The organism is Lysobacter sp. OAE881, from assembly GCF_040546665.1.
Taxonomy (GTDB): Bacteria; Pseudomonadota; Gammaproteobacteria; order Xanthomonadales; family Xanthomonadaceae; genus Lysobacter_J; species Lysobacter_J soli.
Window position 1 is genome coordinate 291,240 of sequence record NZ_JBEPOG010000001.1, and the last position, 15,848, is coordinate 307,087.

A 15,848-nucleotide genomic window follows, 5' to 3' on the forward strand; every position below is an offset into this window, starting at 1 on the left:
CGGTGGGGCGAAGCGGGCGACGGTGCGGCAGGCTACCGTCGCGACGGTAGGCCGCCGGTGAACGGCGCGGCGGCCTTCACGACGGACGACGCCGTCCGGGCCCGAGCTTGCGCGTGAGCGTGTTGCGCCCGAGCCCGAGCCGCGCCGCCGCTTCGGTGCGACGCCCGCCGGTGTGTTCCAGCGCGGCATCGAACAACGCACGTTCGAACCGATCGCGCGCCTGCGCGTGGATGTCGTCGCGGCCGAGTTCGAGTTGCGCCCGCGCCCACGCGGCAAGTCGGCGATCCCAGTCATCATCGCCCGCGGCCTGCGCGTCATCCTTGCCCGGCGTGGCCGCAAGCGCTTCGTCGAGGTCCTCGCGCTTGATGGTGTCGCCCGGTGCGAGCGCGGCCAGGCGCCAGCAAAGGTTCTCGAGCTGACGCACGTTGCCGGGCCAGTCGTAGGCGACGAGCCGTTCGATCGCGGCAGGTGCCAGGCGCTTTGCCGGCGCGTCAAAACGCGTCGCGGCCGCCCGCAGGAAACGTTCGGCCAGACGCGGCACGTCCTCGCGACGTTCGCGCAGCGCGGGCAGTCGCAGGCGCACGACATCGAGCCGGTGCAGCAGGTCGGCGCGAAACCGGCCCGCCTCGACCAGCCCTTCGAGATCCTGGTGCGTCGCGGCGATCACGCGCACGTCCACGCGGATCAGCTCGCGCCCGCCGACGCGGAAGAATTCGCCTTCGGCCAGCACGCGCAGCAAACGCGTCTGCAACGGCAGCGGCATGTCGCCGATCTCGTCGAGGAACAGCGTGCCGCCGTGCGCCTGTTCGAAGCGGCCGACGTGGCGCCGCTGCGCACCGGTGAACGCGCCGGCCTCGTGGCCGAACAGCTCGCTTTCCAGCAGTTCGGCCGGAATCGCCGCGGTGTTGAGCGCGACGAACGGCGCCTGCGCGCGCGGCGATTCGCGATGCAGTGCGCGCGCGACCAGCTCCTTGCCGGTTCCGGTTTCGCCGGTGATCAGCACCGACAGCGGGGCCTGCGCGAGGCGGCCGATCGCGCGGAACAGCGTGCGCATCGCCGGCGCCTCGCCGATCAGCGCGTCGTCCTGCGTCGCAGCCGTGTCGCGTTGCGGCGGCTCGGTCGCCTCGCGCGCGGCGAGCGTGCGCGCGGCCAGTTCGACGGCTTCGTCCAGATCGAACGGCTTCGACAGGAACTCGTGCGCGCCGCCGCGGAAGGCCCCGGCGGTGCTGGCGACGTCGGTGTAGGCGCTCATCACGATGACCGGCAGCTTCGGCGCCTGCGCCTTGAGTTTGTCGAGCAGGACCAGGCCGTCGTCGCCGGGCATGCGCACGTCGGTGAACAGCAGGTCGGGCGCGCCGCGTTCGGCGAGCGCATCGAGCGCGTCGCGCGCGTTCTCGAAACCGTCGACGCGATAGCCGGCCTCGCGCAGCGCGGTGGCGAGCACGAACCGCACGCTGCGGTCGTCGTCGACCACCCAGACGCGGGCATCGCTCGTGTCATGTGGCTTCATCAGGGTGCGTCCTCGACGTGCATCGGCAGCAGCAGGGTGAACACGGTGTGGCCCGGGCGGGAACGGTAGGCGAGCGAGCCGCGGTGTTCGCGCGCGACCTGCTGCGCGAGCGCGAGCCCGAGGCCGCTGCCTTCGGCGCGTCCCGACACGAGCGGCAGGAACAGGCGTTCGGTGAGTTCATCCGGCACGCCGCGACCGTCGTCGACGATCTCCAGTCGAAGCGCGATCGGATGCACCGCATCGGCGATGCGCACCGCGTGTTCGGCGCGCGTGCGCAGCGTGACGTTCGCCGCGCCGGCCTCGATCGCGTTGCGCACCAGGTTCCACACCGCCTGCATCAGGCGGTCGGAATCGCCCGCGAACTCGGGCAGGCTCGGGTCGTAATCGCGCACCAGCCGCACGGCCCAGCCGGCGTCGCTTTCGGCCAGGCGCAGCACGCGTTCGAGCACGGCATGGATGTTGAGCGGCGCGTGCGGCCGCGGTGGCGCCGGCGTGAGCAGGCGATCGACCAGCGCGGTGAGGCGTTCGACCTCGGAGCCGATCATCGCCACCAGTTCGCGCGAATCGCCCTGCGTCTCGGCATCGAGCCGGCGCGACAGCAACTGCGCGGCACCCTTCAGGCCGGCGAGCGGATTGCGCAGTTCGTGCGCGAGTCCCTTGAGCGAGGCCGACAACGCGGACGGCAGCAGCAGCGCCGGATCGTCGCCGGGGAATTCGTCGACTGGATGCGCTTCCAGCAACCAGCCACCGTCGTCGCGGCGGCTCAGCCAGACATCGGCGAAGCATTCCTCGCCATCGGCGTAGCGCAGGCGGCTGCGGCGCACGCGCAGCGGCGCGTCGGCGGCGTCGAGGCGGCCCATCGCATCGGCGAGCCGTCCCTCGCCGCCGTCGAGCCCGGCGAGCGGCCAGCCAATCAGCCGGCGCGCGCCTACCCCGAGCCAGCGCGAGAACGCCGCGTTGCAGCCGACGATCGCCCCTTCCTCGTCGCTCCACGCGACGGGCGTGGTCAGCGTGTCGAGCTCGGGGCGGAGGGTGTCGGGCGGGGTGGGCATTGCACCATCCTAGTGCAAGGGCAGCCGCGCGGTCGCCGTCGCCGTGCTTGCCGCGGCTGTCCTGCCTTGCGACAAATGACTTCAGCCACCGCCTGGCCTAGACTCCTGTAAACGTTTTCACGGACCCCGCTGCATGTCATCTGCCCGCGTCGAAGCCCTGTTGGCCGCCATGACCCTGGAGGAAAAGGCCGGCCAGCTGGGCGTGTTCGCCGACATGGTCCGGCCCTTCAATCCCGACGTGAACCCGGAGACCAACGTCCGCAACGCCGACCAGGTGCTGGACGAGATCCGGGCCGGCGCCGTCGGTTCGCTGTTCAACGGTTACGGCGTGGAAGCGGGCCGACGTCTGCAGAAAGTCGCTGTCGAGGAAAGCCGCCTGGGCATCCCGGTGATCCTCGCCGCGGACGTCATCCACGGCATGAAGACCGTGTTCCCGATTCCGCTCGGCGAAGCGGCCAGCTTCGAGCCCGACCTCGCGCAGCGCACCGCGCGCGCCACCGCGATCGAAGCCACGGCCAGCGGCGTGCACTGGACCTACGCGCCGTCGGTCGACATCGCGCGCGACCAGCGCTGGGGCCGCGGCGCGGAGAGCGCGGGCGAAGACACCTTCCTCTCCTGCGCGTTCGCCGCCGCGCGCGTGCGCGGTTTCCAGGGCGACGACCTGCGTTCCCCCGACGCGCTGCTCGCCACGCCCAAGCATTTCGCCGCGTACGGCGCGGTGGCCGCGGGCATGGAATACGCGACGGTGGACATCTCGCCGCAGACGCTGCGCGACGTGCACCTGCCGCCGTTCAAGGCGGCCATCGACGCCGGCGCGCTGGCGATCATGTCGTCGTTCAACGACATCAACGGCGTGCCGGCTTCGGCCAATGCGTGGCTGCTGACGGACCTGCTGCGCGGCGAATGGAAATTCCGCGGCGTCGTCGTGTCGGACTACACCTCCGACATGGAGCTCATCGCGCACGGCTATGCCGAGGACGAACGCGACGCCACGCGCCGCGCGATCCTCGCCGGGCTCGACCTGAGCATGCAGAGCGGCTTCTTCGCCGATCATCTGCCCGGGCTGGTCGAAAGCGGCGAAGTGCCGATCGAGCGCGTCGACGAAGCGGTGCGCCGCATGCTGACGCTGAAGGAAACCATCGGCCTGCTCGACGATCCGTATCGCTCGCTCGACCTAGCGCGTGAAGCGGATCGCAGCTGGCTCGACGCGCACGACGCACTCGCCCGCGAGGCCGCGCGCCGTTCCATCGTGCTGGCGAAGAACGATGGCGACGTGCTGCCGCTGCGCAGCGCCGGCCAGCGCATCGCGCTGATCGGCCCGTTCGCCAGCGATCGCGACAACATCGAAGGCTGCTGGACGCTGTTCGGCGACAAGTCGCGCTACGTCAGTTGGGAAGACGGCTTCCGCGCTGCGATGGATGACGCGGCGTTGCTCGACGTCGTCGCCGGCTGCGCGCCGGAAGCGCCGCTCGACGGTGGCATCGAAGCGGCCGTCGAAGCCGCTGCGCGCGCCGACGTCGTCGTGCTCGCGCTGGGCGAACCGCAGAACTACAGCGGCGAAGCGCAGTCGCGCGTGCAGATCACGATTCCGCCCGCGCAGCAGGCGCTGGCCGAAGCCGTCGCCGCGGCCGGAAAGCCCGTCGTCGTGCTGCTGCGCAACGGTCGTGCGCTGGCGCTGGAAGGCGCGGTGCGCGACGCCGACGCGGTGCTCGTCACGTGGTTCCTCGGCACACAGTCGGGACACGCGGTCGCCGACGTGGTGTTCGGGCGTTACAGTCCGTCGGCGCGTTTGCCGGTGAGCTTTCCGCTCGCGTCGGGCCAGCAGCCGTACTTCTACAACCACACGCGCACCGGCCGGCCCGAAACGCCGGAGATGTCGGAATTCAAGGCGCGCTGGCGCGAGATCCCGAACGAGCCGCTGTATCCCTTCGGTCACGGCCTGACCTACAGCCGTTTCGAATACGGCGATGTCGAACTGTCGACGAGCGAACTCGCATGGGGCGACACGCTCGAGGCGCGCGCGACGTTGACGAACACCGGCACGCGCGCGGCGGAGGAAGTCGCGCAGCTGTATATCCACGATCGCGTCGCCAGTCGCGTGCGACCGGTGCGCGAGCTGCGCGGCTTCGCGAAGGTGCGGCTCGAACCGGGCGAACGCACGACCGTGCGCTTCACGCTCGATCTCGACGCGCTGGCGTTCTCCGGTGCGGACGGCGTGCGCCGCGCGGAGCCCGGCACGTTCGACGTGTGGATCGCGCCGAACTGCAAGGCAGGCAAGCCGGTGTCGTTCAAGCTCGGGCCGGCGCGCGGGTAAGGCCCGCGCGCGTCGTCGTCACCGCGGTTTCGAATACCAGAGCGCGTTGACGATCACCCAGCGGTCGCCGAACTTGCCCATGTGGAAGAAGTCGACGAACCACGGCGTTTCGGCACGCACCGCCGCGGCATTGCCGGCGACGTCGAGCACGGTGCACGAGCGGTTCCATTGATCCTTCGGCGTCTTCAGCGCGCCCTGCTTCGTCAGTTCCACCAGCTCTTCCTTGCTCATGCGGCGCAGGCCCAGACGCTCGTCGGGCGTATCGCCGAGCACGCGCCGCTTCGCGAGGTCCGGATGCAGCGAGCGCGCGACGCGCTCGGGATCGCCTTCGAGCTGGCCGTCCACGTAATCGAAACAGGTCGCTTCGAGCGCCGCGCGCGTGGCGGGATCGATGGCGGCTTGCGGCGCGGCGCTGGTGGCCGAGGCGGCGATGAACAACAGACCCATCATGGACATGGCGCGGCTCCTGTATTGCGAGAAGGGGCGGGATTGTTGTCGGGTGGATGTCCGCTATCGGCCAAAAGCGGACTTCGGCGGCCTACTTCATGTACCGAATGGAAATCGGCAAGCCGATCGCAAAGCCAACCCAGTAGCCAACGTGCCACCCGCCTTTAACCGCGTCGGGCCCCATCAGCACCAACGACAGACAGACTCCGCAGAAGAGCCCAATCATGCCGAATGCTCCTGCTCCAAAAAGGATTCGCAGTGGTCTGCTCTTCATCTGACTCCCCAATGAGCAGAATGGCGCGCTCGGACATGACCGCTTTGGATCGAAAGCGGACATTAGCAGCCCGGCTGCCCGCCGTCCCGGCCGAACTTCCGCTATCGGCCAGGAGCGATCGATCGCGACCTATAGCGTGACAACCCCGAGAAGCATCATGGCAAAAAGGACCATCCACAGGGTGTAGAGCACGGTGAGGCTCCGAAATACGCATCGAGAGTACGTGGACAGGAGACTGCTCGGCGCGCCGAAGCCGAGCCTAATCACGCCGATGATGCACCCGAACCACCAATCAATCTCGACTATCCCGGCGCTACTGAGAATCTCCGGCTTCTTCAATTGCAGGTGAACTAGCTCCCTATGCGCAAGTAGCGTGCTCACTATTCCAAGCGTCGCGAGGACGCCAGCAAGTAGCCGGTGATCCTGGATCAGCTGTTCGAACGACATAAGGCTCCTGCGCAATCGCGGGAAGGTATCGGAAGGCAATGTCCGCTTTGGGTCGAAAGCGGACATTAGCACCCCGCTTTCGCGGCCTCTTGCGACGTCCAGCCGAGCCATCCAAACCCCAACGCCCCCACGCGCATCCGAAGGCATGTGGCATCGCCCGATGCCGTAAAGTCGGCCCGGCCGAAGGAGGACGCTCATGCGCAAGGTGTTGGTGACGGTGCTGTGTGCTGATCGCGGTGGGAGCCGCGGCGGTGTTCTGGTGGACGCGGCCGGAGCGCGACAAGCCCATCGATCCGCGCATGGCGTGCCATGTCGGGCTGTACCGCCTCGATGACGGTCGTCTCGTCGATATCGCGCCGATGTCCGAACCCGGCCTGCGCTGGCGCGCGATGGACGGGCGCACGGGCAAGCTCGTGCAGGACGAGGCCGGCAAGTGGAGCGGCACCGTTGGCTGGAGCGACCACGCCGACGCCACGCCGGTATCGCTGGGCACCTGCGAGAAGCCGGCGATGACCTTCGAAGGCCATCGCGGCACGAAGCTGCAGTTCGAAGCGGTGGAGACGCGCTTCGAAGGCAATGGCGAAACGCTGGCCGGCCGCCTCGTGATGCCACCGGGCGACGGCCCGGTGCCGATCGCGGTGATGGTGCACGGCTCGGAAGGCTATTCGGCGCGCACGTTCAATGCATTCCAGCGCATCTTCCCCGCCAACGGCATCGGCGTGTTCGTGTACGACAAGCGCGGCACGGGCGACAGCACCGGGCGTTATAGCCAGGACTTCCACCTGCTCGCCGACGACGCCGCGGCCGCGCTGAAGGAAGCGCGTCGCCTGGCGGGCAAGCGCGCCGGCCGCGTCGGTTACAGCGGCGGCAGCCAGGCCGGCTGGATCGAACCGCTTGCCGCGCAGCGCAGCGATCCGGATTTCGTCGCGGTGAGTTTCGGACTGGCCGACAGCCCGCTCGCCGAAGATCGCGACCAGGTGCAGCTGGACCTGGTCCGCGCCGGCTTCAAGGGCGACGCGCTGGTGAAGGCGCGCGAAGTGACCGACGCGACGGGCGAGGTAATGGCGTCGGGCTTCAAGGATGGCTACGACCGCCTCGAAGCGCTCAAGGCGAAGTACGGCAAGGAGCCATGGTGGAACGCCATGCAGGGCGAATTCACCGGCGACATCGTCAAGCATTCGCCGACGATGCTGCGGCTGGTCGGGCCGTTCCATGACGAAGGCACGACGTGGCGCCACGACCCGATGCCGCCGCTGCGCGCAGTGAAGGTGCCGCTGCTGTGGATCATCGCCGGCGCGGACAAGGAAGCGCCGCCGGAGGAAACGCGTCGTCGCCTGCTGTCGGTGGCGAAGACGAATCCGAACGTGGAAGTCGTCGAGTTCCCCGGCACCGACCACGGCATCATCGAATTCGAGACCGGCGCCGATGGCGAGCGCACGGCGCTGCGCTACGCGGACGGCTATTACGCGATGCTCGTGGACTGGATCCGCGACGGCGCGTTGAAGCCGACGGCGTATGGGAATTCGGAGCGGTTGGCGCCGCGGTAACGCGTGTCGCTCCTCCGCGGATACAGGCCGGTCCTGGGAGTCTGCTGTCATCCCCGCGAAGGCGGGGATCCAACGTTCCGATGCGTCACGCCCTTCGCAAGACGTGAGAAATCTGATGTATGTGTCCCCGCCTTCGCGGGGACGACAGCTCGAAACCAGCGGTTGCAGCGTCGCCGCAGAAGCCCCCGGGTGCACTTCGCTTACCCGGGCGACAAAAGCCGATGCGCGCGCGATCAGCCCGCGCTGACCGGCAACTGCAACACCACCTCGACCGCGTCATCGCCGCTGGAGCGCGTGCCGAGTTCGCCGCCATGGCCTTTCGCGATGGCGCTGGCGATCAGCATCCGCAAACCCAGGCCGTCGCCCGCGGCGCCGACCTGCGGCTGGGTGAACAGGGTCTCCACGTCGCTGCCTGCGCGGATCGCCGGACTCAGCGGACCGGTGAGGCGCACGCGGCCGTCCTGCACGGCGATGTCCACCACCGCGCGCGCGCCGTTGCCGTGGCCGTTGTCGCGCGGCGTGGAAACCAGCCAGAAGAAGGTCGACAGCAGGTTCGCCAGGCGCGATGCATCGCCTTCCAGGCACGCGGTCTCCGCGTCGCCTTCGTAACGCACCTCGACCGCTTCGCTGCCAAGACCGCGGCTGGCTTCGACGATCAGCCCCAGGTCGATCGGCCCGCTGCGCGTGAGCAGCCGGCCCTGGTCGGCGCGGACCCAGTCGCCGATCTCGTCGATCATGCCGGTGAGGCGGCGGATCTGGCGCTCGATGAGTTCGAACAGCTCGTCGCGTTCGTTCGCGTCGCTGCCGCTGTGGCGCAGCAGGAATAGCGCCGACTGGATCGGCGCGAGCGGGCCGCGCAGGTCGTGCGCCCACTTGCTCATCCAGGCGGGGCTGGAGCCGGTGTGATGGCCGGAACGGGAATCGACGGTCATTGCGGCGTGCCCTCCGCGAGCGGGCGCAATCCCTTGCTGCAGATGTCGGTGATCGCCTGGATGTCCGGCGGCTTCACCAGGTGGTGGTCGAAGCCCGCCTGCAGCGTGCGCTGGCGGTCTTCGGGCTGGCCCCAGCCGGTGACGGCGACGATCACCAGCGCGCTGCCGTGCATGTCGCGCAGGGCGCGCGCGACGTCGTAGCCGCTGCGGCCGGGCATGCCGACGTCGAGGAACACGATTTCCGGGCCGAACGCCGACACCTCGCCCTCGACCGTCTGCGGGTCGTACACGGCACGCGTCTCGTGGCCGAGCAGTCGCACCATCATCGCCAGCGTGTCGGCTGCGTCGTGGTTGTCGTCGACGATCAGCACGCGGCGCTGCGCGCTGGCGGAATCGCGAGCCGGCGCGGGCGTCGGCGGGGACGCTTCGGTCGTCGCCGAGCGCGGCAGGCGCACGCGGAAGGTCGAACCGCGATTCGGGCCTTCGCTATGCACCTCGACGCGGCCGCCGTGCATTTCGGTGAGTCGCTGCACGAGCGTCAGGCCGATGCCGAGGCCGCCGCGCGAACGCTCCACGGTGGTGTCGACCTGGTGGAACATCTCGAACACCGTGTCCATCTGTTCGGCCGTCAGGCCGATGCCGGAGTCGCGGATCCACACCTGCACTTCCTCGCCTTCCAGCGCCGCGCCCAGTTCGATGCGGCCCTTCGCGTCGGAATACTTCGCCGCGTTGTTGAGCAGGTTCGCGAACACCTGCGCCAGGCGGGCGTGATCGGCGTCCAGCGGCACGGGCGATTCGGGCAGCTGCAGCTCCAGCGTGTGGCCGCCTTCCTCGATCAGCGGCCGCGCGGTATCGACGGCGGCGGCGATGACGTCCTGCAGGATCGTGGAGGCGCGGCGCAGCGTGAGCTTGCCGCGCGTGATGCGCGCGATGTCGAGCAGGTCCTCGATCATGCGCACCAGCAACGACAGCTGGCGCTCCATCATCGACAGCAGCGGATCGTGGTCGTCAGGCGCGCGCAGGCGTCGCACGGCCAGCGCGTTCTGCAGCGGCGCGAGCGGGTTGCGCAGCTCGTGCGCGAGCGTGGCGAGGAATTCGTCCTTGCGCTGGTCGGCTTCGCGCAGGCGACGTTCGGCGCGCGTGCGCTCCTTGTTCTCGGCCAGCAGTTCGTGGTTGCGCAGTTCGAGTTCGGCGTTCGCCGCGCGCAGCGAGGCGTTGAGGCGTTCGAGTTCCTGCGCCTTTTCCGCCTGCAGTTCGCGATGCGCCGTCGCCAGGCTCTCGTTGAGCACCTGCAGTTCGCGACGCTTGCGATACAGCTCGGCGAGCACGGAGACCTTGGTGCGCATGATCTCCGGGATCACCGGCACCATCACGTAATCGACCGCACCGAGCTTGTAGCCGCGCAGGCGGTCAAGGTCGGAGAGGTTCACCGCGGTGACGAAGATGATCGGCGTGTTCTCGAAGCGCGGATGCTGGTGGATCAGCGTCGCGGTCTCGAAGCCGTCCATCACCGGCATGTTCACGTCGAGCAGGATGACGGCGTACTCGTCCTCCATCAGCAGCTTGAGCGCTTCCATGCCCGAGCGCGCATCGACCAGTTCCTCGCCCAGCGGCTCCAGGATGGTGCGATACGTCAAAAGACGCCCGGGCTGGTCGTCGACCAGCAGGATCTTGACCGGCGCGGTCGTGGTCACCGCGCCGGTTTCGTTCAGCGTTGCAGCCATTGGCGCAGGACTCCGAGCAGCTGGTCGGTGACGACCGGCTTGGCCAGGTAGTCGGAGGCTCCAGCCTCCAGGCACTTCTCGCGATCGCCCTTCATCGCCTTGGCGGTGAGCGCGACGATCGGGAGCGTGCGGCGGTCGCCCAGTGCGCGGATCTCGCGCATCGTGTCGTAGCCGTCCATGCCGGGCATCATGATGTCCATCAGCACCAGGTCGAGCTCGGGCATCTCGCTGACCTTGGTGACGGCGTCGCGCCCGTTGCCGGCTGTGTGCACGTGCATGCCGTGGCGTTCGAGCACGCTCGACAGCGCGAAGATGTTGCGCACGTCGTCGTCAACGACCAGCACGTTCTTGCCGCGCAGGCCGTCGTCGGACTCGTGCAGGCTGCGCACCATGCGCTGCTTGGCCGGCGGCAGGTTGCCGATGACGCGGTGCAGGAACAGCGCGGTCTCATCGAGCAGGCGCTCGGGCGATTCCACGCCCTTGAGCACCACGCTGCGCGCGACGCGACGCAGGCGTTCGCTTTCCTCGGCGCTGAGTTCCTTGCCGGTGAACACCACGATCGGCACGTTCTTCAGCGACTCGTCGGCGTGGATGCGCTCGATCAGGTCGAAGCCGGTCATGTCCGGCAGGCGCAAGTCGAGCACGGCGCAGTCGAACTTGCCTTCGCGCAGCGCGGTGAGCGCCTCGGCGCCGGAGCCGACCGTGTCGATGGCGATGTCGTCGTGGCGCAACAGTTCGACGATGCTCATCTGCTCGTTCGCGTCGTCTTCCACCACCAGCAGGCGCTTCACGCGCGGGGTTGCGTATTCCTTGATGCGCTCCAGCGCCTCGCCGATCGTTTCCGACGTGGACGGTTTGGCCAGGTACGAGAAGGCACCGCGCTCGATGCTGTGATGGCGGCTTTCCTCCACGGTGACGATCTGCACCGGGATGTGGCGCGTGGAGGCGTCCTGCTTCAGGCGCGCGAGCACCGTCCAGCCGAGCATGTCGGGCAGGAAGATGTCGAGCGTGATCGCCGTCGGCTTGTACTCGCGCACCAGGCGCAGCGCTTCGTCGCCGCGGTTGGCGTGCAGCACCTGGAAGCCACGGGAACGCGCGAGGTCGCGCAGCACCGACGCGTAGTGCGCGTCGTCCTCGACGATGAGCAGCGTCGGCACGTCGGAGACGAGCGCGTGGCGGTCGTCCTCGATCTTCTCCGCGATGCCGGCATCGGCGCCGCTGACGTGCTCGGCGGGCATCGGCACTTCCACGCGCACGCGGTTCGCGCTGGTGCCCGGCTCGGGCAGGTTGCGGTCCTGGTTGCTGCCCTGGTAGTTCAGCGGCAGGTACAGCGTGAACGTGCTGCCTTCGCCTTCCACGCTGTGCAGCTTCAGCTCGCCGCCGAGCAGGCCGGCGATTTCGCGGCTGATCGCAAGGCCCAGGCCCGTGCCGCCGTACTTGCGCGAGGTGCCCGCGTCCGCCTGCTGGAACGCTTCGAACACGATGCGCTGCTTGTCGGGCGAGATGCCGATGCCGGTGTCGGTGACTTCGATGGCGACCACGACCGGCGCACGCGCGAGCACCGGATGGTCGTCGCTCCAGCCACGCGTGGCCGGACGCGCGGCGAGCCGCACGCTGCCCTGGTCGGTGAACTTGAACGCGTTCGACAGCAGGTTCTTGAGGATCTGCTGCAGGCGCTTGGGATCCGAGCGCAGCGTCGGGCCGAGATCGCGCGAGAAATCCACGGCGAAATCGAGCTTGCGGCGTTCGGCCTCGTGGCGGAAACCGCGTTCCAGGTTCTCGCGCAGGTGCGCGAAGCTGATCGTCTCGATGTCGATGGTGACCGTGCCGGACTCGATCTTCGACAGGTCCAGGATGTCGCTGATCAGGTGCAGCAGGTCGGTGCCGGCGGCGTGGATCGTGCGGCCGAATTCGACCTGGCGTTCGCTCAGGTTGTCTTCCGGATTCTCCGCCAGCTGCTGGCTGAGGATCAGGATGCTGTTGAGCGGCGTGCGCAGCTCGTGCGACATGTTGGCGAGGAACTCGGACTTGTAGCGCGAGGTCTGCGCCAGCTCGGCCGCCTTTTCCTCGAGCGCGCGTCGTGCGTGTTCGATCTGCAGGTTCTTCTGCTCCACCTCGGCCTTCTGCGCTGCAAGCAGCGAGGCCTTCAGCGCGATTTCCTCGTTGGTCTGCTGCAGTTCGTCCTGCTGCGTCTGCAACTCGCCGGCCAGCTGCTGCGACTGCGACAGCAGCCGCTCGGTGCGCATCGTCGCTTCGATCGTGTTGAGCACGATGCCGATGCTGCCCGACAGCTGTTCCAGGAACGCGCGCTGCGACGGCGTGAACTCGTGCAGCGTCGCCAGTTCGATCACCGCCTTGACCTGGTCCTCGAACAGCACCGGCAGCACGATCACGCTGCTCGGCGCGGCTTCGATCAGGCCCGACTGGATGCGCACGCCGGCGTTGGCCTTGCCGGTGCGGCCGATGTTCTCCAGCAGGATCAGGCGCGCTTCGGCGGCGCACTGGCCGACCAGGCCTTCGCCGAAGTCGAGCGTGCGGCTCGCCGAGGGCGCGCTGTCGGCGTAGCCAGCCAGCTGGCGCAGGCGCGGCGGTTCGCCGTCGTCGCCTTCCTCGACGATGTACATGACGGCCTGCTGCGCATCCACCAGCGGCGCCAGTTCCGACAGCAGCATCTGGCCGAGCGTGAGCAGGTCGCGCTGGCCCTGCATCATCGAGGAGAACTTGGCGAGGTTGGTCTTCAGCCAGTCCTGCTCGCGGTTCGACTCGGTCGTCGCGCGCAGGTTGGCGATCATCGCGTTGATGTTGTCCTTCAGGTCGGACACTTCGCCGCGCACGTCCACCTGGATCGAACGCGTGAGGTCGCCCTGCGTCACCGCGGTGGCCACCTCGGCGATCGCGCGCACCTGGTTGGTCAGGTTCGCCGCGAGCTGGTTCACGTTGGCGGTGAGGTCCTTCCAGATGCCGGACGTACCCGGCACCTTCGCCTGGCCGCCCAGGCGTCCTTCCACGCCCACTTCGCGCGCCACGGTCGTCACCTGGTCGGCGAAGATCGCGAGCGTGTTGGTCATGTTGTTGATGGTGTCGGCCAGCTCGGCGACTTCGCCCTTGGCTTCCACGGTGAGCTTGCGGTGCAGGTCGCCGTTGGCCACCGCCGTCACCACCGCCGCGATGCCGCGCACCTGCGTCGTGAGGTTGGACGCCATCGAGTTGACGTTGTCGGTGAGGTCCTTCCACGTACCGGCCACGCCGGGCACGCGCGCCTGGCCGCCGAGCTTGCCCTCGGTGCCCACTTCGCGCGCCACGCGCGTCACTTCCGCGGCGAAGCCGTTGAGCTGGTCCACCATCGTGTTGATGGTTTCCTTCAGCTGGAGGATTTCGCCTTCCGCGCCGACGGCGATCTTGCGCGACAGGTCACCCTTCGCCACCGACGTCGCCACTTCGGCGATGTTTCGCACCTGCGTGGTGAGGTTGGACGCCATCGAGTTGACGTTGTCGGTGAGGTCCTTCCAGGCGCCGGTCACGCCGGGCACCTGCGCCTGGCCGCCGAGCTTGCCTTCGGTACCCACTTCGCGCGCCACGCGCGTCACTTCCGCGGCGAAGCCGTTGAGCTGGTCCACCATCGTGTTGATGGTTTCCTTCAGCTGGAGGATTTCGCCCTTCACGTCCACGGCGATCTTGCGTGAAAGGTCGCCCTTGGCCACCGCGGTGGTGACTTCGGCGATGTTTCGCACCTGCGCGGTGAGGTTGGACGCCATCGAGTTGACGTTGTCGGTGAGGTCCTTCCACGTGCCCGCGACGCCCGGCACCTGCGCCTGGCCGCCGAGCTTGCCTTCGGTACCCACTTCGCGCGCGACGCGCGTCACTTCCGCGGCGAAGCCGTTGAGCTGGTCCACCATCGTGTTGATGGTTTCCTTCAGCTGCAGGATTTCGCCCTTCACGTCCACGGTGATCTTGCGCGAGAGGTCGCCCTTCGCCACCGCGGTGGTCACCTCGGCGATGTTTCGCACCTGCGACGTCAGGTTCGACGCCATCGCGTTGACCGAGTCGGTCAAATCCTTCCACGTACCGGCGACGCCCGGCACGACGGCCTGGCCGCCCAGGCGCCCTTCGGTACCCACTTCGCGCGCCACGCGCGTCACTTCGGACGAGAAGCCGTTGAGCTGGTCCACCATCGTGTTGATGGTGTCCTTCAGCTCCAGGATTTCGCCGCGCACGTCCACGGTGATCTTGCGCGACAGGTCGCCCTTGGCCACCGCGGTGGTCACCTCGGCGATGTTGCGCACCTGCAGCGTCAGGTTGGACGCCATCGAGTTCACGTGGTCGGTGAGGTCCTTCCACGTGCCGGCGACGTCGGGCACCTGCGCCTGGCCGCCGAGCTTGCCTTCGGTACCCACTTCGCGCGCCACGCGCGTCACTTCGGAGGAGAAGCCGTTGAGCTGGTCCACCATCGTGTTGATGGTGTTCTTCAGTTCGAGGATCTCGCCGCGCACGTCCACGGTGATCTTGCGCGAGAGGTCGCCCTTCGCCACCGCCGTGGTCACCTCGGCGATGTTTCGCACCTGCGACGTCAGGTTCGACGCCATCGCGTTGACCGAGTCGGTCAGGTCCTTCCACGTGCCGGCGACGCCGGGCACGACGGCCTGGCCGCCCAGACGGCCTTCGGTACCGACCTCGCGCGCCACGCGCGTCACTTCCGAGGCGAAACCGCGCAGCTGGTCCACCATCGTGTTGATGGCTTCCTTCAGCTGGAGGATCTCGCCGCGCACGTCCACGGTGATCTTTCGCGACAGGTCGCCGTTGGCCACGGCGATGGTCACGTCGGCGATGTTTCGCACCTGCGCGGTGAGGTTGGACGCCATCTGGTTGACCGAGTCGGTCAGGTCCTTCCACACGCCCGAAACGCCCTTGACCTTCGCCTGGCCGCCCAGGCGGCCGGCGGTGCCGACCTCCAGCGCCACGCGCGTCACTTCCGAGCTGAACTCGCCCATCTGCTCGATCATGCGGTTGACGATGTTCGCCGAACGCAGGAACTCGCCCTTGAGCGGGCGGCCATCGGCTTCCAGCGGCACCGTGCGGGTCAGGTCGCCCTTCGCCACGCCGGCCATCGCCTCGCTCATCGCCTCGACGGGACGCACGAGGTCGTCGATCAGTGCGTTGACCGAATCCTCCATGCCCAGCCACTGGCCTTCGCGGTTGGCGGGCACGACGCGCTGGCGCGTCTGGCCTTCGCGGCCGACGGCTTCGCCCACGCGCGACAGTTCGGCGGCGAGGCGGCGGTTATGGCTGACGATCTCGTTGAGGATCTGCGCGAGCTGGCCTTCCTGGCCGTGCCAGTTCAGCGGCAGGCGCACGGAGAAATCGCCGCCGCGAACGGCGTCCATCGCTTCGATGATCACTTCCATCGGGTCGCGCGGCGCCTGGCGCACCGGCTCGGCCTGCGCGCGTTTCTTCGGCGCCGTCGCGACGGCTTTCGCTGGCGATGGCGTCGCCTTGCGCGCCGCGTTCGACCGGCGCGTCTTGGTTTCCGTGGTCACCCTACATCCCCCATGCACTGCGGCTTACGGAAAATCAGGCGAGCTTATCCCAGCGGCGATGACGGAA

General features: G+C 68.3%; 9 protein-coding genes. 2 read left to right on the forward strand and 7 right to left on the reverse strand.

From position 1 onward, the window contains the following. Positions 1–76 precede the first annotated feature (76 nt). Positions 77–1,510 carry a nitrogen regulation protein NR(I) gene (ntrC, locus tag ABIE51_RS01360; RefSeq protein ID WP_192631951.1) on the reverse strand — a complete coding sequence of 478 codons (1,434 nt, stop codon included), beginning with the start codon at positions 1,508–1,510 and terminating at the stop codon, positions 77–79. Continuing rightward, positions 1,510–2,562 (reverse strand): two-component system sensor histidine kinase NtrB, encoded by a 1,053-nt coding sequence (locus tag ABIE51_RS01365; RefSeq protein WP_192631952.1) that lies wholly within the window; start codon positions 2,560–2,562, stop codon positions 1,510–1,512. The genes ntrC and ABIE51_RS01365 overlap by 1 nt, the downstream gene beginning before the upstream one ends. A 133-nt stretch (positions 2,563–2,695) precedes the next feature. Between ABIE51_RS01365 and ABIE51_RS01370 the strand changes: the two genes are divergently transcribed. Then, positions 2,696–4,876 carry a glycoside hydrolase family 3 N-terminal domain-containing protein gene (locus ABIE51_RS01370; RefSeq protein WP_192631953.1) on the forward strand — a complete coding sequence of 727 codons (2,181 nt, stop codon included), beginning with the start codon at positions 2,696–2,698 and terminating at the stop codon, positions 4,874–4,876. Between the two features lie 18 nt (positions 4,877–4,894). Here the strand turns inward: ABIE51_RS01370 and ABIE51_RS01375 are convergent, their stop codons facing one another. Beyond that, positions 4,895–5,332, reverse strand: a complete 438-nt coding sequence (locus ABIE51_RS01375) for a nuclear transport factor 2 family protein (RefSeq protein ID WP_192631954.1) — start codon at positions 5,330–5,332, stop codon at positions 4,895–4,897. A gap of 394 nt (positions 5,333–5,726) precedes the next feature. After that, complete coding sequence (locus ABIE51_RS01380) at positions 5,727–6,044, reverse strand: hypothetical protein (protein ID WP_192631955.1); 318 nt, start codon at positions 6,042–6,044, stop codon at positions 5,727–5,729. Between the two features lie 251 nt (positions 6,045–6,295). Between ABIE51_RS01380 and ABIE51_RS01385 the strand changes: the two genes are divergently transcribed. Then, a complete protein-coding gene (locus ABIE51_RS01385) occupies positions 6,296–7,591 on the forward strand; it encodes an alpha/beta hydrolase family protein (RefSeq protein WP_354503187.1) in 1,296 nt (431 codons plus the stop codon). Positions 7,592–7,824: 233 nt separating this feature from the next. Here ABIE51_RS01385 and ABIE51_RS01390 read toward each other — a convergent pair whose 3' ends face one another. The 3 genes from ABIE51_RS01390 to ABIE51_RS01400 are packed head-to-tail and all read right to left on the reverse strand — an operon-like array spanning position 7,825 to position 15,781. Beyond that, complete coding sequence (locus ABIE51_RS01390) at positions 7,825–8,523, reverse strand: sensor histidine kinase (protein WP_115844661.1); 699 nt, start codon at positions 8,521–8,523, stop codon at positions 7,825–7,827. Next, the gene (locus tag ABIE51_RS01395; protein ID WP_192631957.1) at positions 8,520–10,247 is read right to left on the reverse strand and encodes a response regulator; all 1,728 of its coding nucleotides are present in this window, start codon (positions 10,245–10,247) and stop codon (positions 8,520–8,522) included. Before ABIE51_RS01395 ends, ABIE51_RS01390 begins: the two co-directional genes overlap by 4 nt. Continuing rightward, the gene (locus tag ABIE51_RS01400) at positions 10,232–15,781 is read right to left on the reverse strand and encodes a HAMP domain-containing protein (RefSeq protein WP_354503191.1); all 5,550 of its coding nucleotides are present in this window, start codon (positions 15,779–15,781) and stop codon (positions 10,232–10,234) included. The genes ABIE51_RS01395 and ABIE51_RS01400 overlap by 16 nt, the downstream gene beginning before the upstream one ends. Between the last annotated feature and the right edge of the window lie 67 nt (positions 15,782–15,848).